Origin of the sequence: Granulicatella sp. 572.rep1_STHE (assembly GCF_001073445.1) — a bacterium.
GTDB lineage: Bacteria > Bacillota > Bacilli > Lactobacillales > Aerococcaceae > Granulicatella > Granulicatella adiacens.
Window position 1 is genome coordinate 106016 of record NZ_JVBO01000042.1, and the last position, 21537, is coordinate 127552.

The following is a 21537-nucleotide window of genomic DNA, read 5'->3' on the forward strand; positions in this document are numbered from 1 at the left end:
AATAAACTTTGGAATCCATCATCACTTTCCTTCTATATTATATAGAAAGATTTTTCCAAAATAAAAAAGCCAGGGATTACACCTGGCTCTTCTTTAATGTTCAAATTTTAATGCTTTTGCAAGACGTTTATATAAGAATAATGCAAGAATACTATTGAGCCCAAATTTAATGATATTAAATGGCAATAATGCAAACGTCATTAATGAAGCTAAGTCTGTTACATAAGGGTTAAGTGCATGAGCTGCTGCGACAATTTTTTCCATTGGAAAATTCATAGCAGTCGCATATAAAGGAAACATCACAAAATAATTTGCTGTTAATAAGACAACTGTAGCGGCAATCGTCCCAACGATTAAACTCATAATCGCCGTTTTAAAATTACGATTTCGTTGATACAACAATACTGCCGGTAACATAAAGCTTAAACTTCCTATTAAGTTCACCGTTTCCCCAATTCCATAGGTCATCGACCCATTATAGACAAAATTCAATAATATCTTGATAATGGCGATAAAACTTCCATAAACTGGACCTAAAATATATCCCCCCAACAATACCGGTAAGTCTGAAAAATCCAACTTCACAAACGTTGGAATAAACGGTACGTTAAAAGATAGAAACATTAAAACGGTACTGATGGCACCAAAAACACCTACTAGAACAATTTTTTTAGTCGCTGTTCCTGTCGACTTTTTTACATCTGTACTCATCGTACATCCTCCTTCTTAGGGCGAAGGAAATTGCACTTTTCACCCAATTCCAATAAAAAAAGCAGTATTGAAATGGACCTTCCAATACTGCTCGTCAAATAGACTCGTTGAAATAGTGCCATTTTCTCACATCTAGACTATACTATCGGTTCTGGAATCACACCAGATCATGCCAAGCGGCTCGTGGACTATACCACCGGTCAGGAATTTCACCTTGCCCCGAAAATGTTATTTTATAGGTTGATTGTAGCACTTCCTGTATCATTGCGCAATCTCCCTGCTTATAAAAGTTTTAAAAACGATTCCCAACTAAAAAAATTGGATGCCAAACACTGGCATCCAATTTTTTAGAAATCTATTTTACTTCTTTAAATCCTTCTTCTAAAATCTTTTTCTTAGATTCTTCGAAACTGTAATGATCATTTTTCTTCACCAAAGCAGAATGAACACTGCTATAGAGTGATGGTGCTTTCGAACGACTCTCTTCATCATCATATTTGAACTTCTTAAGGTCAACCTCAACCGTAAATGAGATTTCCTTATCACTATCCGATTGAGTAACTTTAATCCCCTCAATCCCATCCATTTCTTTTACGATTTTCTCACGTGTTCTACGTGCTTTTTCTTCGTAACCCTTATTCTTAGAAAGATCATAGCTGATGTTAAACGTTAGTGAGGAAACCGAATCTTTTTCCTTGTCGTACATGTACGTTACTTTTTGCTTAGAGATAGAAACTTCTAAGGCGAATTCCGCTTTACTTTCAGAACGACACCCTAATAAAACAAAAAATGCTCCTAATAGGACAATCGATAATTTAACTATTTTCTTCATTTTATACTCCTTTATTCTGACTTATTGTTATCATAGAAAATCCAGTGTAGGATGTCAAATTATACTTGAAGTGTGTTGGGCCAAATAGTGCAAACAAAAACCGCCTCCTTTTCAGGAGACGGTTATTTCATTTCTTATTAGAAACGGATGTAAGTCGCACGAGCTGCAACACTTGCAGAAATTGTACGGTAAGAGATTACGTTTAATCCTTGTACGTTCATTTCAGAGATGTATAATGAACCATCTGCGTTAACTGCTTCTACGAATGCAACGTGTCCGTAAGTTGGGTCAGCACCAGCTAAACCTTGTTGGAATACGATTGCTGAACCAGCTGATGGTGAGTTAGATACTGAGTATCCATAGCTACGAGCATATGCTGGCCATTCAGCCGCGTTACCCATCATGCTGTGTCCGATTGGTGTTCCAACTTGTGCCATACGGTTGAATACGTAGTAAGTACATTGTCCGAAGTATCCACCGTTTAAAGCTGCACGGTAACTTGGGTCAACTGCTGGGAATCCTCCGCCAGTTGTGTAAGTATAGCTAGAAGATTGTTTTGTTGCTGCAGGAGCCGCTGTTGCTTGTGCTGCTGGAGCTGCTGCTGTTTGAGCTTGAGTATTTGAAGCTGCTGGAGCTGGAGTTGAAGTTGCTGCTGCAACTGTTTCAGCTGCTTTTGCTGCTTCTGCTGCTAAAGCTTGACGAGATGCTTCTGCAATACGTGCTGCTTCAGCTTCTGCTTTTGCTTTTTCTTCAGCTAAACGTTTTTGGAAAGCTTCTTTTTCTGCTACTAATCCATCACGTTTTGAGATTTCAGCTAATTCTTCTTGAGATAAGTTTGCTAATAAAACTTTATTTTTGTCAAAAGTTTCATTTAATTTTGTTTGTAATCCTTGTAATTCTTCCTCAGCTTTTTGTTGTTCAGCTAATTTAGCTTGTTGTTGCTCTTCTTTAGCTTCTACTTGTTTCTTATCTTCTGCTTGTTGTTGCATTAAATCACGGTTAGCACCGATTAAATCCATAACAACACCGATACGGTTAACGATATCTGATAAGTTTTCTGCATTTAATAAGAAGTCAACATATGAACGAGCTCCGTTTGTTTGTACTGCACGAGCTTGTTCTTCTAAACGTTCGTTACGTTCAGCAATTACTTTTTCTAATTTAGAAATTTCTGATTTTAATGAGTCGATTGCTGCTTGAGCTTCAGCTTTTTGAGCTTGAGTAGCATCAATCTTAGTTTGTACTCCTGATAATTCAGATACTAATGAATCAATTGTTGCATTAACTGCAGCTTTTTTATCATTGATATTTGCAATTGTTGAATTAACTGAGTTGATTTGTGAATCAAAGTCTTGCGCACTAACTTTTGGTGCTAAAGCTCCTAATGTTAATACTGTTCCTGTTACTAATACTGTTAATAAGCGTTTCTTCAAGTGAGTCCCTCCAATAGTTCCAATAAAAAATCAATTATATATTTCGAAGTAGCCGATTTGGCTTAAATAAAACTTAACTTGGTACTATAATACCATAGGACTTTAGACTGATGTTGATTTTCTTTGAATTGACAATACCTTGTAACAAAGCTGTAATATAAAACGATTAGCTGACCTTTTTGATACAAAAAAAGGAGAAATTTATAAAATATTACAGAATAATTTGTCTTTTTTTTATAGAATGATTCAATGAAAATATGTAATTCCTTTAAGCGCGGTACATTTATCTTCAAAAAGTTTTGTAACAAACCAAACTTTAGCCCTCATAAAAGGGGAAATATGGTATATTTAACGTATCCAATTGAAAATAGAAGGGAGCTATTTTTATGATATTAACATTAACAATGAATCCGGCGGTAGATATTGGGTATACGGTCGAAACATTAAAGATGGATACGGTGAATCGTACTCAAAAGGTTAGTAAAACACCTGGTGGAAAAGGCCTCAACGTGAGTCGTGTTTTAAAGCAACTCGGTTCTCCAGTGCTAGCAACAGGTTTACTAGGCGGTCACATCGGTGCTTTTATTAAAGAAAAATTGGATGAGGTTGCCTTAGAAAACAACTTCTACCCTATCCAATCGGAAACTCGTAATTGTATTGCCATCCTACATGAAGGCCTTCAAACCGAAATCTTAGAGGCCGGTCCTACCATTACACCAGAAGAACAAGCAGGTTTCCTCGCCCATTTTGAAACCTTATTAGAAGAAGTCGATCTCATCACAATCTCTGGTAGCTTACCTAGTGGAATGGATGAGACTTTATACGCAACGATTATTGAAAAAGCTGCTAAAGCCAGCGTTCCTGTACTTTTAGATACTTCTGGGAAAACATTAAAGATTGCGCTTGAAGCTTCTACCAAGCCAGCCTTAATTAAGCCAAACCAAGAAGAACTCGCTGGGCTATTAGGGGTTCCTGAAGCGACAACGGTTGAAGAATTGAAGGAGCAATTGAACTCTCCGTTATTTGAAGGGGTGGATTGGGTGGTTGTTTCGCTTGGATCAAAAGGCGCACTTGCAAAACATGATGGAGCGTTTTACCAGGTGAATATCCCCAAAGTCAACGCCGTGAATCCTGTTGGCTCTGGAGACTCAACGATCGCTGGGTTAGCGCATGCGATTGCAAAAGGCGAAAGTGTTGAATCCATTTTGAAAACGGCAGTGACTGCAGGTACGCTCAATGCCATGGAAGCTCAAACAGGCTTTATAAACATGGATAACTTCGATACTATTTTCAATGCGGTAACCGTGGAGAAAGTATAAATAAAAAAGGGAATCTCGGAAAAGCCTTATGGCTATCATCATAGTGACGCTAACGTTGTACCGGTTCGAGCCAAAGTCTCTCACCTTTAAAGCCTCAAAGAGGGCGTACGGATTACAAATCCTACGCCCTCTTATTCGTTTTAATACTATACACGTTACTGTCACTATTGAAGCCATATACTTTCCGAAATCTAAATCCAATTCCATCTTCTCAAGCAAGGTTACCACATTGAAAGAATCTTACGTAAAATAGCCTGAGCTTCTATGGGTTAAGCAGCTGCAGTTTTAAATGGAAAAGTGCCGAGCTTTTGCATTCGAAATGCACTCACTAAATCATGAGTTTTGGAGCCAACAAATTCGGGCTTTTGACCAAAAAGTTATTTTGCAATATAACGTATATGTCATATTGTGTTTTTTACATTTGCTTTTGAAATATGATTGTGTAGGCGTTTATACCAGGTTTGAAAATCTATTTAAAACATTTTTTTATTTCAAACTTTGTGAACTGCTCGTTATCGTCAGCTCACAAAGCAAAAATTTTTTAGTAGTTTTAGATACGATGCACCCAAAGGATGATTCCGAAGAATACTGCGGATTTTATCATCACAGTAACGTGGTAGAGCATAAAAACGAGGGAGAAAGACAGAAATGTCATGGATACATTTGTATCTATGGCATTTCGTTTTCTTTCCCCCACAAAGTTGAATAGGAATGAGATAGCTTTTTACAGCTAGACTCATTCCATTCAACCACTGTGCTAAGAGGGCGTAGGATTGTTAATCCGTACTTAAAGTACTTTATAAAGTTAGATGCAGTGGATGATTGAATTAAGCTTCATCACTCGTGATTCGCTTAATCCTAATCATCCTTGCGGGGGTAAGACTACAAAGCAAACAGGACTCACACTGTGAGTCCTGTTTTGTCTTTGGTCTTACTCCCTCTTTGAGGCTTTTAAGGCAAGAGACCTAAGGCTCGAGCCGGTGCAACGTTACAGTGATGATAATTAAATCCGCAAGGATTCAAAAGAATCATCCATAAGTCTTTTATTTCAACACCACTAAGAAGTATTTTTTCTTACCGCGGCGGACGATAACAAAGCGTTCTTCAAAAGATTGTTCTTTCGTCCATTCGAATTCGAGGTCGGTTACTTTTTCCCCGTTGATAGAAATCGCGCCGTTTTGAATATCTTCGCGTGATTGTCTTCTTGAAGGTTCAATGCCAAGGTCAACAAGCCATGTCGCTAGATTTTGAGGTTCTTTTGAACTTTCAAATGTTGGCATGTTTTTGAAGCCTTGTTCGATTTCGTCGGCTGTTAATTGTTGTACGTTTCCTGTGAAGAGCGCGTTTGTAATTTTCTTCGCATCTTCTAAGGCTTTTTCGCCATGAACGAAGCGAGTGACTTCTTCAGCAAGGCGGATTTGTGCCTCACGTTTATGTGGTTCTGTCGCCACTTTTTCTTCGAGCGCTTCGATTTCTTCGCGTTCTAGGAATGTGAAGTACTTGATGTATTTAATCACGTCGCGGTCATCTTGGTTTAACCAGAACTGGTAGAATTCGTATGGAGTTGTCTTTTCAGGGTCGAGCCATACAGCGCCACCAGCTGATTTTCCGAATTTTGTACCGTCTGATTTTAACATCAACGGAATTGTTAGACCGTAAGCACGAGACTCTGCCCCTTCCACTTTACGGATTAATTCAAGTCCTGAAGTGATGTTCCCCCATTGGTCCGCACCTCCAATTTGAACTTGCACATCTTCTGTCTTGAATAAATGCAAGAAGTCCATTGATTGTAGGATTTGGTATGAAAATTCAGTAAATGAAATTCCCACTTCTAGACGGCTTGCGACAACGTCTTTTGCAAGCATTGTGTTCAAGTTGAAATGCTTCCCGTAGTCACGTAAGAAGTCTAATAATGATAAATCTTTTGTCCAATCGTAGTTGTTTACAAGGCGTAATGTTGCTTGGTCTTCATCCGTTGTGAAGAATAATTTCTTCATTTGCGCTGTCAGTTTTTCGACATTGTGTTGAACTTGTTCCATTGATTGAAGCACACGTTCGCTTGTACGACCACTTGGATCTCCGATTGAACCTGTTGCTCCACCAATCAAGATGACTGGTTTATGTCCTGCTAATTGGAAACGACGAAGAATCATAAACGGAATTAAGTGTCCAATGTGCATGCTGTCTCCAGTTGGGTCTACCCCACAGTAAAGCGATACAGCCTTTTCGCTTGTTAAGGCACGTAAGCCTTCTTCATCTGTCATTTGGTTGATGGCGCCGCGCCATTCTAAATCATCGATAATGTTCATCTTGTTTCTTCCCTTCTTTCTTGTAAATAAAAAATCCCTAATAGTCAAAAAGACTATTAGGGACGATTTTCACCGTGTTACCACCCTTGTTGACGATGCCAGGCATCATCCACTCGAGCATCCTTATCGCGGATGAGACGTCCTGACGGATTGCTCCCAAGTGTACTTCGCGGATGTGGGGGATTGTCTTGCACCGACCGACAATTCTCTTCTTTCTCCCGTGGACAACCACTACTGCGCTTGTTCATTGCTTATATATGTGCATTTAGTATACGGCTTATCCTACTTGATGTCAATGACTACATTTCATCTGGAGCAGCCACGCCAAGAAGCGCTAGGCCTTGTTTTAGAAGGCTTGCTGTTGTTTGTACTAAAGCTATACGGCTGTTGAAGGCTTCATCTTCAACAAGTACTTTTGTATGTGCGTAATATTTATTGAACGCTTGTGCTAAATTGATAACGAATTTTGCAATCACTGATGGTTCGCATTTTTCTTCAGCAAAGCGGACTATGTTTGGATAGTTTTCGATGAGTTTCAATACTTCCCACGCATCATCGTCTGTTAATGAGAACGCCTCTTTTGTATCGACAGTATGGTTGGCTTTACGTAAAATACTCATTGCACGAGCATGTGTATATTGTACGTATGGCCCTGTTTCACCTTCGAATTGCACGACTTCTTCAAGCGCGAAGTCGAAGTTGTTTGTACGGTCGTTCTTCAAGTCGTGGAAAATTACCGCACCCACCCCAACAGCGTGAGCCACTGCTTCTTTGTTTTCAAGTGATGGATTTTTTGCTTCGATTTGTTTCAAAGCAAGTTCTGTTGCTTCTTTTAACACGCCTTCAAGAAGGATGATTTTTCCTTTACGTGTCGATAATTTCTTACCGTTCAATGTGATTAGTCCAAATGGAATATGGACAATCGTTTCAGCCCAAGGTAAATTGAGTTCTTTTAAGACTGCTTTTAATTGTTTGAAGTGGTTGGATTGTTCCATCCCTACCACGTAAATACATTTTGCGAAATCGTAGGTATTTTTACGGTAGTTTGCGGCTGCTAAGTCACGTGTCATGTATAGTGTTGCGCCGTCTGATTTTTTAATCAATGCTGGTGGTAAATCATATTTTTCAAGGTCTACGATGGTAGCGCCATTATCCACTTTTAGTAAGTTCGCGTCTTCAAGCATGTCGACCACAACGTCCATCTTGTCGTTATAGAACGCTTCACCATTGTATGAATCAAAAGTCACGCCGAGTAAGTCATACACGCGGTTGAATTCTTTTAATGATTCACTTCTGAACCATTCCCATAGACGAACCGCTTCTGGGTCTCCATCTTCTAGTTTCTTGAACCATGCACGACCTTTATCATCGAGCGTTGGATCTAGTTCTGCTTCTTCGTGGAAACGAACGTATAATTTAATGAGTTCTGCGATTGGATCAGCTTTTACAAGTTCTTCGCTTCCCCATAATTTGTACGCTTCGATGAGTTTTCCGAATTGTGTTCCCCAGTCTCCTAAGTGGTTGATACGGATTGGTTCATAGCCCACTTTTTTCTCAAGGTTCGCAATCGCGTTCCCAATCACTGTTGAACGTAAATGTCCCATTGACATTGGTTTCGCGATATTTGGCGAAGACATATCGATGACCACTTTACGGCCTTGACCGTAATCCCAGTCACCGTAATGTTCGCCAAGTTCTAACACTTCTTTTAATACTTCATCAGCAAATGCACTACGTTCTAAGAAGAAGTTCGCGTAAGGTCCCATTGCTTCTGCTCGTGCGATATGTTTATCACTCACAGCTTCCACGATTTCTGACGCGATAGCTTGCGGTGCTTTACGTAAAACTTTCGCAAGTGTAAATGCAGGGAAAGCTAGGTCCCCTTGGTTCGCGTATTTAGGCACTTCAATCATTGGTACGATTTCGTCAACGCTTAAATGCTCGCCGACTGTTTTTGCGATTTGTTCTGCAACTATTTTCTTATAATTCATCTTTGTTCTCCTTTTCTTTGGTTTTTATACTCGGATATCCATTTACACAAAAAAATCCCTATACGACGACAGTCATATAGAGACGAGAATTCCCGTGGTACCACTCTGATTGCTCCTATTGAGCCACTTTACTCGGTAACGGCGAATCCGGATTATCCTACATTTCAAATAATCATTTCAAAAGTGCGGTTCATTTTTAATGAATGGTTGGCTTTCACCCTTCCAACTCGCTAATACATTCGGTTAAAAACTACTCTCTTTTTCATCAATTTTGCTATTTAACTGTCATCCACTGTACCATAATCAGCACGAATTTGCAATTTTACTTCTTTTTAAAATAGCGAACACCTTGCACTACTGACGAGATGGCAAATAAGACTGCACAGATCGCATACAATGGTTTTGAAACCACCGCCAAAATCACAAAGGCAATCGCACAAATGGCGTAAACAATACATAAATATAAGGACTGATCCATTTACTCACCTACTTTAATTTATCATGGTCATACGTGTGCACCAGTTCCAGCCCTGCAAAACGTTGTTGGCGAAGTGCTTCGTATACAACAATCGCTGCCGTATTCGATAAGTTCAATGAACGCACATGCGTATCGTTCATCGGAAGACGCAAACATTTCTCTTCGTTTTCACGCATGAATTCTTCAGGAAGGCCGGTTGTCTCTTTCCCGAACATGAAAAATTGCTCCTCATCGCGGGCTAAATCCACCTCATCATAGGTGTGGTTGGCGAATTTTGTAATCAAATATAAAGGACGCTCTCCTAAATAGTCGAGGAACACTTCCATCGATTTGTGATACGTAATATCGACATCATGCCAATAATCTAGCCCCGCACGCTTCAAATGCTTATCATCCGTTGAGAATCCAAGCGGTTCGATTAAGTGCAGTGGTGAATTTGTCGCTGCACAGGTTCTTGCAATATTCCCCGTATTGGCCGGAATTTGTGGTTCAAATAATACGATATGATTTACCGTCATTTGTTTGCCTCTTCTCTATATTTTTCTTGTAAAACTACAATTGCTTTTTCTAATTCTTCGATTAACTCGATATCTTCCTTGGTTGGATTTTCCAGAGAGTCTCTCTTCTTCACTGCGGCTTCTTTTTGCTCGTTAAAATAATCGATCATCTCTTGATTGGACTCGTTCACGATTTCTGCCACCGCCCAAGCGGCAGTCCCCTTCATCACGGGACGCATATCTTCTTTCATAACGCGAAGTAAGAGTGGAACTGCTGATTTATCGCGGTAATTCGCTAAGGCGATAATCGCATTTCTCTGCAACGGTTTCTTTCCTCGCCATGCCCCCGCCATTTGTCCAAAACGTTCCTTAAATTCTTTATTCGAAATCGTCACAAGTGGCTTTAAGAGTGGATGTGTCTCTTCAACGGATGGTTCCATTTCTGGATGCAAGTGGAAATCTTTCCCTTTATTATACGGACACACTTGCTGGCAAATATCACAGCCGTAAATCACATGCCCGATTTTTTTACGAAATTCTTGCGGCATAAAGCCTTTCGTCTGCGTCTGATACGACAGGCAGCGCATAGCATTCATGCGTCCGTCGCCCAGGAGCGCACCTGTTGGACAAAAATCCACACAACGCGTACAATCGCCGCACCCGTAATCCACCATTTCATCGGTTGGAAACTCGATATTCGTAATCAACTCTCCTAAGTAGACATAGGAGCCAAATTCCTTAGTGATTAAAAGGCCATTCTTACCAACAAAACCAATTCCTGCACGCTCTGCTACACGAACATCGATTAATTCACCCGTGTCGACCATTGGCTTAAAGCGGGAATCATCGTCTTGAACTTCTTCTTTAATGTAATTGATTAATGCTTCCATGCGTCTTGAAAGAATAAAGTGATAATCCTCTCCCCACGAAGCCCGTGCAAAAGCTCCGCGTCGCTCTCCCTTCACACGTTCCGGCTTATTTTTTGGAAGTGTTGGATATGCCAGCGCAATGGAAATAATTGTTTTTGGAGTATCGAAGATTTTTTCTGGATAAATACGCTCTTCTAACACTGGATGCTCAAAACCCGTCGTATGACCGAGTTCTTTGGAACGACGCATGCTCTCTTCTAAGTGCGTAAAAGGCTCGGCAGAAGCAAAACCAATCTTATCAATGCCCAGCTCTTTGCTTTTAGCAATAATCTTCTGTTTTAAAACTGCTGTATCCATCTAAATCCTCCTCTCCATTCTTCCTAACTATTGTACTATACTTCTCTTTTTTCACAAAGTTTCCTAATTTTACGCAAAAAAAGAACGCTAGCCTTCGGTGAAATCACTGCGAAAGTTAACGTTAGTCGAACATCAATTGCCGTGCAAAATCAATTACAGAGCAAGAGATACAAGTATAATAGCGCTTTTCTTTTTAAAAAGCAACTATAAAGTTAAGAAATTCTAACGTTTTTGAAAAAATTTTTATCATTCTCCGAATTGTTTTAGTTTGTTACTGAAAAAAGACTTCTTTTATACACTTAAAGAGACTTCTAACCAGAGAAAAGCAACTCCTTGAGTTACTTTTTCTTATACTGTTTTCACTTCACTTCATTATACAATTCTTCCGTAATCGTAGCAGCTGCCATCGGATGGTCTCCCGGATTAATAACGACATCATGAAACGCTAATTGTTCATCAAGCGTCACAATTAATGCTTTACAATCTTCTCCATAGTGCTTACGAAGTCTTTTCCAGTCCGTATACACTTTGAGTGTCCACTCTTTCGTTTTTCCTGGTTGCATTGCTAAATCAAAAGGAATATTGGGTTCTACATCCGTTTGCGGGTTCTCTTCAAGAAGTTGGTCATATCCATGAAGTCTCATTGGCGCAATAAATTTTGCTATTTTTAAAGCTTCATAAAACTGATATAAATAGACTTTGCTTAGTGTTTTTTTATCTTTCGTATTCAGTTTACCCAATTGACGTGCCAAATATAACCACTTGATCACGTTCGGATTCATTACAGGTATTTCTTTTTCATCCATCCCTTTATACCGCGGAAGATCCACTAGTTGTTCCGCAAGAATCGTTGTTTTTTCACCACAATATTGAATTCCACGTATTCCATCATAGATACATAAGTCTCTTATGAAATTACGAATCCCTTCTTTATCAGGCCCATTCTCAATTCGTTTAAAATCAAAGTTCTCATTTTTTCCAAACATCTCTTTCAGATTATGGATATACGAACTTGGAATCAGTTGAGCCATTGGCATTGTAACAGAGAGTGAGCCCTTCTCATCTTCTGATGCATGAGAAAACAGATAAGGCTCATCTGTTTCTACTGAATACACTACATAAATATCATCTACTAAAAACAGTTTTTCTCGAATCAATTTATAAAGTTCTCGTCTTTTATATTTTAATAGTACCTGTTTTGCTTCAAATTGTTTAGCCTCTTCAGCATGCACTCTATAATATAATTGCCAAATCTCCGAAATATCTGAAGCCGCTAATTTTTCACAATCCTCTTTAGTAAGTTTGCCCTCTTGTTCATCCACAAAAGCGATTCCCAGAGCAACAGTATAAGCATTATATAATTCGACATCCGGGGCATTTTCCGAATGCAACACCGTTCCCTTATAAATATCAAGTTTAGCCCCATCTTGGACTCTTGCCATCACTATTGTTTCTGTAGCTTCTTGAACCTCGCCTTCAGGAACCTCAAGTGATAGAACGGTTGTTTTCACAGGAGTTTCCGTCACACAACTCATCTTTGTAACAACAATTTCGTCCCCAACTTTTATGGTTCCTTTCACGAAACCCACAATCATTAAGTCTGAAGGATTGTCATCTCCCTTAAAAAAATTAACAACACCAAGAGTAAAACTCGGATCCTGTTTCTTCTTTCTAAATAAAAAATCGAATAATCCCATTTCTTTTCCTCCCGTTGCTAATAGCTGATACTTGATACTTAAATTATATCATAGCTTATTTCGAGAATATATAAACCACTAAACCAGAGAAAAGCAACTCCTTGAGTTGCTTTTCTTATAACTATTTAATCTACTGCATTAAAGAATTCTTCTGTCATAAATAGAGCTATCGGATATTCTCCAGGATTAATAACAACATCATAATCTTTTACCAATTCATCAAGCGTTACAACTAACCCTTTATACTCTTCACCAAAGTGTTTACGGAGTCTCTTCCAGTCCGTATACACTTGAACGGCCTTCTCTTTTGTTTTCCCTTGTTGTATTGCTAAATTAAAAGGAATATTAGGTTCGATTACAGTTTGAGGGTTATCTTCCAGAAGTTGGTCATACCCATGAAGTCGCATTGGCGCAATAAATTTTGCGGTCTTTGTAAATCTGGCAAAGATATAAAAATATGCGTTACCGATCTGTTTTTGTTCTTTATCTTCTATTCCGTTCGATTGACTTGATAGATGCAAAAACTTCATTAAATCTGGATTCGTTACAGGGATTTCTGCTTCATCTACCCCTTCATAATTCGGAAGGTCCATTAATTCTTTTGCAAAAATAAACGTATCTTCTGTGAAATATTGAATCGCTTCTACTCCATCATATATAAATAAATCTCTTAGAAAATTACGAATCCCCTCTTTTTCAGGTCCGTTTTCAATCCGTTTAAATTCAGCTCTCGCATCATTCCTATAAATCTCTTTACGGTAATGCATGTATGAGCTTGGAACCAGATAAACCCGTGAATGTGAAACAGTAATCCCCTTATTTCCATCTAATGATGCAGTAGCAAACAAATGAGGTTCGTTCGTTATTGGTGAGTATATTACATAAATGTCATCTAATAAAAATAGTTTTTCTCGAATCAAATTAAAGAAATCTCGTCTTCTCTGATCCACCTTCAGTTCTATTTCTTTTACCCTTTCAAAGTCTTCAAGATGGGCCTTCCAATATAAACTCCAAATCTCCGAAATATCTGAAGCGGCTAATTTCTCACGATCCTCCTCAGTGAGTATTCCATCTTGTTGCTTTACAAAAGCGATATCCATTGTAAAACGATAAGCATGGTAAACCTGAGTATATGTCACGGTTTCCGAATGCAACATGGTACCTTTATAAATCCCAAGTTTATTCCCATCTTTGACTTTTACCTTCACCACTATTTCTGAGGTTTCTTGAACCTCCTCTTCATAAACATAAATGGATGAAATGACGGTTTTTACAGGCGTTTTGGATAAACAACTTATCTTTGTAACAACAAGTTCGTCCCCTACTTTGAGGGTTCCTTGAACAAAGCCCTCAATAATTAAGTCTGTAGCGTTGTCATCAACACCAATTACATTAATTACTCCAAGAATACAGCTTGATTCTGCTTCTGATTCTGCTTCTTTCTTCTTTCCAAATAAAAAATCGAATAATCCCATTCATTTTCCTCCGCTTTCCAATAGCTGATACTTGATACTTAAATTATATCATAGCTCATTTCGCGAATATAGAGACAAAAAATAAGGACCCACCCTGTGAGTCCTTATGCTTTTTGATTCTTTTTATTCGGCATTCTTAATTTTATTAAAGATACTTTCCGTAATATAGGCTCCTGCTTCTTCTTTGCCTGTTCCATTGATAATAACATCATGAAGACTCAAGTTGCCGTCCAATTGTTGGATCAGTCCTTGCCATTCTTCTCCAAATTCTTTACGCAGTCTCTTCCAATCTGTAAAGAATAAAAGTGCCTTCTCTTTTTCTTTTCCATCTTGCATGGCTAAGTCAAATGTGAATCCTTCTTTAAAGGTGGTATTGCCATTTTCATCCACCTTTGGCAATTCTCCATGTCCTCTCATCGGAACAATAAAGCGCGCTGTTTTCAGGGCTTCGGCTAAATGGTGGAAATACATATTGAATAGAATTTCGCGGTCTGTCGTATCTGGTTTGCCTAGTTGTCCAAGGAGATGTAACCAGCGGACCACATCTGGATTCGTTACAGGAATATCGATTTCTCTCATCCCTTCGTAGTTCGGAAACTCGATCAATCCTTCTGCTGCAATTGACGTTTCTTCTGCTACAAATTGAATTCCGCGAGCTCCATCTAATAAAATAACTTCGCTTAAGAAATTACGGATGCCATCTTTATTCGGTCCATTTTCAATGCGACGTAATTCAAACTCGTCATTATCTTCAAATTTTTCTTTGAGATTTTCTTTATAAGCCGCTGGAATTAAACGTACTAATGGCGCAGTTGTATAGTAGCTGCCATCTTCTTTTTTCATCGTCTTTGTGAATAGATAAGGCTCTCCGGTTGTGACCGAATAAACTGCATAAATTTCATCCACTAAGAATAATTTATCACGGGTAATCGTCACTAAATTGCGGATTTTCTCCATGTTTTTAGAACGTCTTTCTTCTGTGTCTTCTGCGGCATTAATATTGCAATACCATAAGAAAAGACGCCAAATTTCAGCTACATCCGTTACGGATAAGTACACACGGTCAATATCTGAAATCTCGCCATTTTGAACACCTACAAAAGATTCTCCGATAGCGTTAATATAGGTTCCGTACAGATCATTTTCACTAGTGCCTTCTGAATGAACGACTGAACCTTTATAGAGACCATATTGAGCACCATTTTCAATCCATGCTGCAATTTTTTTATTAGAAGCTTCCATCACGCGTCCGTTATTGCCATCTTCTAATGCATATACAGCTGATTTCACAGGTTTGTCAGTATCACTTCCCAATTTTGTAATAATGACTTCATCCCCAACTTTAATCGTTCCTGTGACATACCCTGTAACAACTAAGTCTGGAGAGTCCTTCCCTGCGCTAAATACATTTTCTACCCCAAGTACAAAACCTTTCTTAGCGTCCTCAGAAGTTTTGCTCCCTTCAGCTGGTTCGACAGTTTCTTCTGCTTTTACTGCTTCCTCTTTCACTTCTGCTGTTTCTTCCTTTTTAAGCTCTTCATGTTTTACTTCTTCTTGAACCACTTCATCTTTCTTTGGTTCTTCTTTTTTACGAGAGAAAAAATCTTTTAATCCCATTGTAAAACCTCCTAATGGTTAATAGTTTCATTATAGCACACTTCATTCATTCTTTACGGCTTTTTCACGACGGCGATGATGTAATGGACGGTTACCGTAGAAAGTGGATGTTCATTACTATAGGCTTTGTCTTCTGGCGTGGCACCCCAGTATAGAGGCGTCATCTCTAGTAAATGGCGATAGGTCGCATCCGTTAAATTCACCGTGTAGCGTACCTCTTCAAACGTGACTTGAGGGCATTCGGACTGCACTCGTTCTAGAATATCCGCATTCGAATACGTCTGTTTTTCAGGGTTGGAACGGTAAAGCTGTTGGCGAAGCTCCGCCAAATAATCGTTGCCAGGAATCACTTTAACAAGCGTCCCTCTTGGAGCCAACACGCGCATAAACTCTTGGTAGTTCGACGGCGTTAAAATGTTGAGAAGTGCCCCGCAGGATTCATCCGCAAATGGCAAGTTCGCTAAGTCCCCTAAGAAGAATAGCGCTTGGTTTCCAAAATGAACCGACGCTTGATGGATGCCTTCTTTGGCGGTATCCATTCCACATAAAGGTGCCTGTACAAACTTCGATAACCAAGATACATGACTGCCTTCCCCGCATCCGATATCGACAATAAACTTCTCTTCGTTTCCTGAAAGATACGGCAAAAGCGCATTTAAAAGTGGCTCAAAGAAACCACTTTGCGCCAGTTCATAGCGATGCTGGAACAACGTCGCATCATAATCCGTATTCGCATTTTGCTTCATGAGATGCAAGGTACCTTTTTTCGAAATATTAAACCGATGCCCCTTCTCGCAGACCACGCTATGATTCTCGGCAGAAACCATAGCTTCATGGCAATAAGGACATCGAAATGCTTGTAAATGTTGGTTGATAAATTGCTCGGCCCAATCGATTTTCTTAACGGCCGCAGTTGGTGCTTCCTGTTTTGTCATTCGACACACTCTTTCTAATGTTCTCCATTTCAGTATAGCACATTCGGTTATCTCCTGCTGGAATCGTGAAACAAGAGAAATCAGTCTGTTTTGAGTTTTTTCAGGAGAGTGCTACAATTAATTTACGAAAAGAAAACGAAAAAATCTGAGGAGAGGGAGAAACTATATGACCCAAAAAATTCCAGTTACAATCGTCAGCGGCTTCCTTGGCGCTGGGAAAACAACTTTAATCAACAAAGTTTTAAAAGAAAAACATGGCGAACATATCGCTGTTGTCATTAACGAATTCGGCGAAATCGGTGTAGACCATCAATTCGTTCTTGACGTTGAAGAAGAAATCTATCAAATGGATAACGGTTGCCTCTGCTGCACGCTTCGTACAGACATTGCCGATATGTTGAAATCCATCTTAATGGTCAAAGAACAAAACGGCATTCGCGTGGACCGAGTGTTATTCGAAACAACAGGTCTTGCGGATCCAGCTCCAATCGCACAAACCTTTATTAATGTGCCATTCTTAAACGAGCACTTTATCTTAGATGCGGTATTAACCGTTGTGGATGCTAAAAACTTCCTATACCAAACAGCGCATCAACCTGAACCAGCAAAACAAGTTGGGTTTGCAGATAAAATTTTCATGTCAAAACATAGCTTAGTAGATGAAACAATTTACGCAAAAGTGATTAACGAAGTTCGTAGCATCAATGCCTTTGCGGAAATCCAAGACCTTGACGCACGTCCTGTTCATATGAGCGACATGTTCGGACTTGAATTGTTCTACGCATCTGAAAAGAAGATCTTAGAAATGCAAGAACATGCCGAAGAAGAATATTGTGAAGAATGTGGCCATACACATGCGCACGGTGACCACGATCACGAGCATCACCATCATGACCATGACCATGACCATGAGCATGAGCACCACGATCACGATCACGACCATGAGCATGAGCACCACGATCACGAACATCATCATCACCATAGTCATAGCCACCATAGCGGTATTAACTCATTCGTTATCGAGACTGAAAAACCTTTAGTTCTCGCAAACATTAACGAATGGTTGAACGAGCTTGTTTATATTTACGGGCCAGAATTATACCGTTACAAAGGAATCTTAAACGTGGAAGGATTAGATTACCAAATCATCTTCCAAGGGGTTCAAATGAGCTTTGATATCTCAAGAGGTCGCGATTGGAATGATACAAAACGCGGCTCAACATTGGTCTTCATCGGAAAGAACCTTCCAGAAAACCAATTACGCGAAAGCTTTATTGCTTGTACTGAAAAATAAATATAAAAATTGCAGCTGGACCATTGTGCCCAGCTGTCTTTTTACATGGATGGAGGTGAAACCTTGAAAAAATCATTAAAACTCTCTGCCCTGCTTGCAGGAATCGGAGTGCTGCTCGTGTTGCTGTGGATTTTCTTTCCTAAACATATCACTGCGACTCCAAAAGAGCTCTCTTCGATCGATGAGATTTGGGTCATCACCGACCCACACTATTTGAGTCCAGAACTGCATGACCAAGATGTGGCTTTCCAGAAAATGCAAAATACTGCTGCCGGAAAAGACCTCGTCTACAGCAAGGAACGAATGGAAGCCTTAGTGGCGCAAGTCGAAAGTGAACGCCCAAAAGTGCTTATCGTGAGCGGAGACATGACCTTTAATGGTGAGTATCAAAGTTTTATCGAATTGGCCGAGTTCTTCAAACGCATCGAAGCGCTAGGAACGACCGTCCTCGTGGAACCTGGGAACCACGATATTGCGGATGGCTGGACTAGAAAGTTTCAAGGCAACGAGAACTATAAAATCAAGCAAATGACGGCGGCAGATTTTCCAAATGTCTTTGCCGAATATGGTTACTCCGAAGCGTCCTCGAGAGATACGCACTCGCTGAGCTATATGGCCAAGCCCTTTACCAAACTGTGGTTCTTAATGATTGATAGTAATATTTACGAGAAAAACGGTGAGGGAAAAGGCGCTCCAAAGACGGGCGGCGTGATTCCAAAAGAAACGCTGGAATGGATTGATAAGGAGTTAGCAGCGGCACATTCTGCTGGCGTTCAAGTCATTCCCGTGATGCATCACAATTTGTTGGCGCATCATGAATTTAATCCTGATGGCTTCGTGGTCGATAACGCTTCGGACTTGAAGGCGATTTTTAATCAATATGACAATGTGACGCTTGGTTTTTCGGGGCATATTCATACGCAACAGATTGCCACAGAAAAGCTGTCCGCGAATCGTTCGTATACGGAAATTGTCAATGGCGCGTTTTCTGTTTATCCGTCTACCATCGGCAAATTAACGATGAGCCCTAACGACTATCATTACCAGCAAACGGCGTTAAAAGCAGACGAATGGGCGGCTCAATCGGGACAAACGAATCCGGATTTGTTGCATCATCAGAACTATATGAAACAGGTCTTCGATGACTCGACTCGCATCATGACGCATCAATCTTTATCTGATGAATCGTGGTATACCAAAGAAGTGGGCGACGAACTCAGTACCGTTCTGGCACCACTCAATCTAGCTTATTTCTCAGGAGATAAAATTCCCGAAAGCTATATTTCGGATACCGTTCTCACCTCTAAAGCGTATCAGCAGCTTCAAACCAATAGCTCATCGAACTTCTTATTGAACTACATCGATATGGTTATCAAAGAAACGACGCATGCTAACAATCAAGAAATCACTATACCGTACTAAAAAAGGTCGTCCTGATTGGACGACCTTTTCGTTTACTGTTTTATTTTCCAATTTCCTTTAATAGCTCTTGGTGTTTTTGGCGCCAATCTGCCTTCTCTTCTTCGGTGATTTCACGAAGGACGCGGCATGGATTTCCAACCGCAATCACATTACTTGGAATGTCTTTTGTCACCACAGAGCCAGACCCGATGACCGTATTATTGCCAATCGTCACTCCTGGATTCACCGTCACATTCGCCCCAAGCCATACGTTATTGCCAATCGTAATCGGCTTGCCAAATTCTGGACCCGCATTGCGCGTTTCGGCATCAGTCGGATGTCCTGGCGTCACAAGCGATACGTGCGGACCGAACATGCAGTTGTCCCCAATCGTAATCGGCGCTACGTCTAGTAATGTACAGTCAAAATTCGCATAGAAGCCTTCGCCAATCGTTGTATGAACTCCGTAGTCCACATAGACAGGTTGCTCCATGTAAATCTTCTCGCCTGTTTTTCCAAATAACTGTTTTAACAACGCACGTCTTCCTTCGAAATCATCAAAGTCCAAACGATTGTATTGTTGCGCTAGTTTTTTCCCTTTAATCGATAAGTCTCTTAGCCCTTCTGTGAGAGACGGAATATACAAGTCTCCTGTGAGCATACGTTCTTTCATGGTTTTCATTCAGTCTCCTCCGTTTCCGCAAACGCCTTCGCTTGAACGATTCGTTTTTCGAGTTCTAACAGGTCAATAAAGCGTGCTTGGCGGGCGAATTCTTTATCCCCAAGCGTCAAAATAACCGCTGGCACTGTTAAGACTTCATAGAGACTCGCCACTTCTGGATGAAGAGTGGCATCAATTTCTTCGACCGGAATCTCATACTCTTTGGCAAGTTCCTTTACTCGTGGTTTAATCGCATGACACACCCCACATGTTGGCGTGGATATATATATAATTTTTACTTCGTCCATTTTCTCACCTCACTTCTATCATACCCGATAGTCTATGAATTCTTGCAAACTTTGCTCACGGTTCAATTTTTAGTAGAAAACACTTAACAAACCGCGTCTTGATTGTGTATAATGGAAGAGTTAAGTCCAGATGAAAATCAGAAAGTGAGTGAAATAATGGGACGTAAATGGGCAAATATTGTCGAAAAGAAAACAAAATTAGATGCAAATAACAGTAAAATCTACGCTAAATTCGGGATTGAAATCTATGTAGCTGCAAAACAAGGGGAACCAGATCCTCATTCAAACCAAAAATTAAAATTCGTTATTGACCGTGCGAAAACTTATAATGTACCACGTCATATCATCGAACGTGCGATTGAAAAAGCAAAAGGTGGCGGAGATGGCGACTACCAAGAACTCCGTTACGAAGGTTTCGGACCAAACGGCTCTATGATTATCGTAGATGCCTTAACAAATAACGTAAACCGTACAGCAGCTGACGTACGTGCCGCTTACAGCAAAAACGGCGGTAACATGGGTGCACCAGGTTCTGTAACTTACTTATTTGACCACACAGCAATTTTCGGTGTTGCCAACAAAGACGCTGACGAATTATTAGAACAATTAATGGAAGCAGACGTTGACGTTCGTGACGTTGTTCAAGAAGACGATCAAGCGATTGTTTACGCTGAACCAAACGACTTCCATACAGTTCGTAAAGCTCTAGAAGACTTAGGAATCACTGAATTCACAGTGAGCGAAATCGAAATGATTCCTCAATCAGAAGTGACACTTGAAGGCGATGACTTACGTTTATTCGAACGCATGATTAACGCTCTAGAAGACAACGAAGACGTTCAAAAAGTGTACCACAACGTAAACTTAGAAGACTAATAGTAGAAAAAGCAAAATGTAACATTGAAGTGCACCCTGTCAAGTAGACAGGAAAATAATTAAATTGTATGGCGAGTTCATAAGAACTCGTCTTTTTGTTTATGCAGGGATTTTTAACCCCATTGATAAAGTAATTCTTTTCTCATTATAGAAGTGGATATACTCTTCAACTTTCTTGAAGAGAGACTCATAGGTTTTGAAATGATATAAACGATATACTTCTTCCTTTAATGTTCCCCAGAATGATTCAATTGGTCCGTTATCGATACATCTGCCAGGACGTGACATACTATGTGTTATTTGTCCTTTTTCTATAAAGTGCTTAAAGAAATGAGAAGTATATTGAAATCCTCGATCACTATGAATCATTGTTTTTGTTGGAATTATCTTTCTCTTTATTTGATTAAAAGTATCTTTAACGATTTGATTATTATTTTGTTTAGATATTTGATATGCAACTATTTTCTTTGTGCCATA

General features: G+C 39.8%; 19 protein-coding genes, 1 riboswitch and 2 other annotated features. Of the genes, 4 read left to right on the top strand and 15 right to left on the bottom strand.

Features of this window, described 5'->3' with window-relative positions; genetic code table 11:
• Positions 1-93: 93 nt before the first annotated feature.
• The 3 genes from ADH99_RS09060 to ADH99_RS09070 form a co-directional block, all read right to left on the bottom strand.
• On the bottom strand, positions 94-711 hold the full coding sequence (locus ADH99_RS09060; protein ID WP_049555718.1) for an ECF transporter S component: 618 nt from the start codon (positions 709-711) through the stop codon (positions 94-96).
• A 116-nt stretch (positions 712-827) separates the two neighbouring features.
• Positions 828-942: riboswitch (FMN riboswitch) on the bottom strand.
• A gap of 124 nt (positions 943-1066) precedes the next feature.
• Complete coding sequence (locus ADH99_RS09065) at positions 1067-1543, bottom strand: hypothetical protein (RefSeq protein ID WP_049555719.1); 477 nt, start codon at positions 1541-1543, stop codon at positions 1067-1069.
• A gap of 137 nt (positions 1544-1680) precedes the next feature.
• Positions 1681-2976: a CHAP domain-containing protein gene (locus ADH99_RS09070; protein ID WP_049555720.1), complete on the bottom strand. Its 1296-nt coding sequence runs from the start codon at positions 2974-2976 to the stop codon at positions 1681-1683.
• Between the two features lie 386 nt (positions 2977-3362).
• Here ADH99_RS09070 and lacC point away from each other — a divergent pair, with 386 nt between their 5' ends.
• A complete protein-coding gene (gene lacC, locus ADH99_RS09075) occupies positions 3363-4295 on the top strand; it encodes a tagatose-6-phosphate kinase (RefSeq protein ID WP_049555721.1) in 933 nt (310 codons plus the stop codon).
• 1043 nt (positions 4296-5338) lie between these two features.
• Here lacC and tyrS read toward each other — a convergent pair.
• The 9 genes from tyrS to ADH99_RS09115 all read right to left on the bottom strand — a co-directional run bounded on the left by tyrS (position 5339) and on the right by ADH99_RS09115 (position 16520).
• Positions 5339-6604 carry a tyrosine--tRNA ligase gene (tyrS, locus tag ADH99_RS09080; RefSeq protein ID WP_049555722.1) on the bottom strand — a complete coding sequence of 422 codons (1266 nt, stop codon included), beginning with the start codon at positions 6602-6604 and terminating at the stop codon, positions 5339-5341.
• A 55-nt stretch (positions 6605-6659) separates the two neighbouring features.
• Positions 6660-6861, bottom strand: a binding site (T-box leader).
• 42 nt (positions 6862-6903) lie between these two features.
• Complete coding sequence (gene argS / locus ADH99_RS09085; protein WP_049555723.1) at positions 6904-8595, bottom strand: arginine--tRNA ligase; 1692 nt, start codon at positions 8593-8595, stop codon at positions 6904-6906.
• Positions 8596-8670: 75 nt separating this feature from the next.
• Positions 8671-8870, bottom strand: a binding site (T-box leader).
• A gap of 47 nt (positions 8871-8917) precedes the next feature.
• Complete coding sequence (locus tag ADH99_RS10540; protein ID WP_160313175.1) at positions 8918-9073, bottom strand: hypothetical protein; 156 nt, start codon at positions 9071-9073, stop codon at positions 8918-8920.
• An 8-nt stretch (positions 9074-9081) separates the two neighbouring features.
• Positions 9082-9591 (bottom strand): tRNA (uridine(34)/cytosine(34)/5-carboxymethylaminomethyluridine(34)-2'-O)-methyltransferase TrmL, encoded by a 510-nt coding sequence (trmL, locus tag ADH99_RS09090; RefSeq protein ID WP_049555724.1) that lies wholly within the window; start codon positions 9589-9591, stop codon positions 9082-9084.
• Complete coding sequence (queG, locus tag ADH99_RS09095; protein ID WP_049555725.1) at positions 9588-10796, bottom strand: tRNA epoxyqueuosine(34) reductase QueG; 1209 nt, start codon at positions 10794-10796, stop codon at positions 9588-9590. The genes trmL and queG overlap by 4 nt, the downstream gene beginning before the upstream one ends.
• A 359-nt stretch (positions 10797-11155) precedes the next feature.
• Entirely contained in the window at positions 11156-12493 is a 1338-nt protein-coding gene (locus ADH99_RS09100; RefSeq protein WP_049555726.1) for an SseB family protein, read from the bottom strand.
• A 125-nt stretch (positions 12494-12618) separates the two neighbouring features.
• Positions 12619-13968, bottom strand: a complete 1350-nt coding sequence (locus ADH99_RS09105; protein WP_049555727.1) for a hypothetical protein — start codon at positions 13966-13968, stop codon at positions 12619-12621.
• A gap of 123 nt (positions 13969-14091) precedes the next feature.
• On the bottom strand, positions 14092-15585 hold the full coding sequence (locus tag ADH99_RS09110) for an SseB family protein (RefSeq protein WP_049555728.1): 1494 nt from the start codon (positions 15583-15585) through the stop codon (positions 14092-14094).
• A gap of 53 nt (positions 15586-15638) precedes the next feature.
• Positions 15639-16520, bottom strand: a complete 882-nt coding sequence (locus tag ADH99_RS09115) for a methyltransferase domain-containing protein (protein ID WP_049555729.1) — start codon at positions 16518-16520, stop codon at positions 15639-15641.
• A 166-nt stretch (positions 16521-16686) separates the two neighbouring features.
• On the opposite strand from ADH99_RS09115, the gene ADH99_RS09120 reads away from it, so the two are divergent.
• Both ADH99_RS09120 and ADH99_RS09125 read left to right on the top strand, forming a co-directional pair.
• Positions 16687-17814, top strand: a complete 1128-nt coding sequence (locus ADH99_RS09120) for a CobW family GTP-binding protein (protein ID WP_049555730.1) — start codon at positions 16687-16689, stop codon at positions 17812-17814.
• A 63-nt stretch (positions 17815-17877) separates the two neighbouring features.
• Positions 17878-19236, top strand: coding sequence for a metallophosphoesterase (locus tag ADH99_RS09125; RefSeq protein WP_065427330.1), 1359 nt, complete (start codon positions 17878-17880; stop codon positions 19234-19236).
• A gap of 40 nt (positions 19237-19276) precedes the next feature.
• On the opposite strand, the gene ADH99_RS09130 is transcribed toward ADH99_RS09125, so the two are convergent.
• Together ADH99_RS09130 and ADH99_RS09135 are read right to left on the bottom strand one after the other, a co-directional pair.
• On the bottom strand, positions 19277-19897 hold the full coding sequence (locus tag ADH99_RS09130; protein WP_049555732.1) for a sugar O-acetyltransferase: 621 nt from the start codon (positions 19895-19897) through the stop codon (positions 19277-19279).
• A complete protein-coding gene (locus ADH99_RS09135) occupies positions 19894-20184 on the bottom strand; it encodes a thioredoxin family protein (protein ID WP_049555733.1) in 291 nt (96 codons plus the stop codon). The genes ADH99_RS09130 and ADH99_RS09135 overlap by 4 nt, the downstream gene beginning before the upstream one ends.
• A gap of 156 nt (positions 20185-20340) precedes the next feature.
• Between ADH99_RS09135 and ADH99_RS09140 the strand changes: the two genes are divergently transcribed.
• Complete coding sequence (locus tag ADH99_RS09140; protein WP_039849074.1) at positions 20341-21060, top strand: YebC/PmpR family DNA-binding transcriptional regulator; 720 nt, start codon at positions 20341-20343, stop codon at positions 21058-21060.
• Between the two features lie 99 nt (positions 21061-21159).
• On the opposite strand, the gene ADH99_RS09145 is transcribed toward ADH99_RS09140, so the two are convergent.
• Positions 21160-21537: integrase core domain-containing protein (locus ADH99_RS09145; protein ID WP_049555512.1), on the bottom strand; the 378-nt coding region annotated here is incomplete at its 5' end.

What these genes read in the sequence shown, in the direction of transcription:
- ADH99_RS09065 (WP_049555719.1), bottom strand. Translation starts at nt 1,543, where the DNA reads ATGAAGAAAATAGTTAAATTATCGATTGTCCTATTAGGAGCATTTTTT.
- trmL (WP_049555724.1), bottom strand. Translation starts at nt 9,591, where the DNA reads ATGACGGTAAATCATATCGTATTATTTGAACCACAAATTCCGGCCAAT.
- ADH99_RS09130 (WP_049555732.1), bottom strand. Translation starts at nt 19,897, where the DNA reads ATGAAAACCATGAAAGAACGTATGCTCACAGGAGACTTGTATATTCCG.
- queG (WP_049555725.1), bottom strand. Translation starts at nt 10,796, where the DNA reads ATGGATACAGCAGTTTTAAAACAGAAGATTATTGCTAAAAGCAAAGAG.
- ADH99_RS09115 (WP_049555729.1), bottom strand. Translation starts at nt 16,520, where the DNA reads ATGACAAAACAGGAAGCACCAACTGCGGCCGTTAAGAAAATCGATTGG.
- ADH99_RS09135 (WP_049555733.1), bottom strand. Translation starts at nt 20,184, where the DNA reads ATGGACGAAGTAAAAATTATATATATATCCACGCCAACATGTGGGGTG.
- ADH99_RS09140 (WP_039849074.1), top strand. Translation starts at nt 20,341, where the DNA reads ATGGGACGTAAATGGGCAAATATTGTCGAAAAGAAAACAAAATTAGAT.
- ADH99_RS09120 (WP_049555730.1), top strand. Translation starts at nt 16,687, where the DNA reads ATGACCCAAAAAATTCCAGTTACAATCGTCAGCGGCTTCCTTGGCGCT.
- ADH99_RS09100 (WP_049555726.1), bottom strand. Translation starts at nt 12,493, where the DNA reads ATGGGATTATTCGATTTTTTATTTAGAAAGAAGAAACAGGATCCGAGT.
- ADH99_RS09110 (WP_049555728.1), bottom strand. Translation starts at nt 15,585, where the DNA reads ATGGGATTAAAAGATTTTTTCTCTCGTAAAAAAGAAGAACCAAAGAAA.
- lacC (WP_049555721.1), top strand. Translation starts at nt 3,363, where the DNA reads ATGATATTAACATTAACAATGAATCCGGCGGTAGATATTGGGTATACG.
- tyrS (WP_049555722.1), bottom strand. Translation starts at nt 6,604, where the DNA reads ATGAACATTATCGATGATTTAGAATGGCGCGGCGCCATCAACCAAATG.
- ADH99_RS09060 (WP_049555718.1), bottom strand. Translation starts at nt 711, where the DNA reads ATGAGTACAGATGTAAAAAAGTCGACAGGAACAGCGACTAAAAAAATT.
- ADH99_RS10540 (WP_160313175.1), bottom strand. Translation starts at nt 9,073, where the DNA reads ATGGATCAGTCCTTATATTTATGTATTGTTTACGCCATTTGTGCGATT.
- ADH99_RS09105 (WP_049555727.1), bottom strand. Translation starts at nt 13,968, where the DNA reads ATGGGATTATTCGATTTTTTATTTGGAAAGAAGAAAGAAGCAGAATCA.
- argS (WP_049555723.1), bottom strand. Translation starts at nt 8,595, where the DNA reads ATGAATTATAAGAAAATAGTTGCAGAACAAATCGCAAAAACAGTCGGC.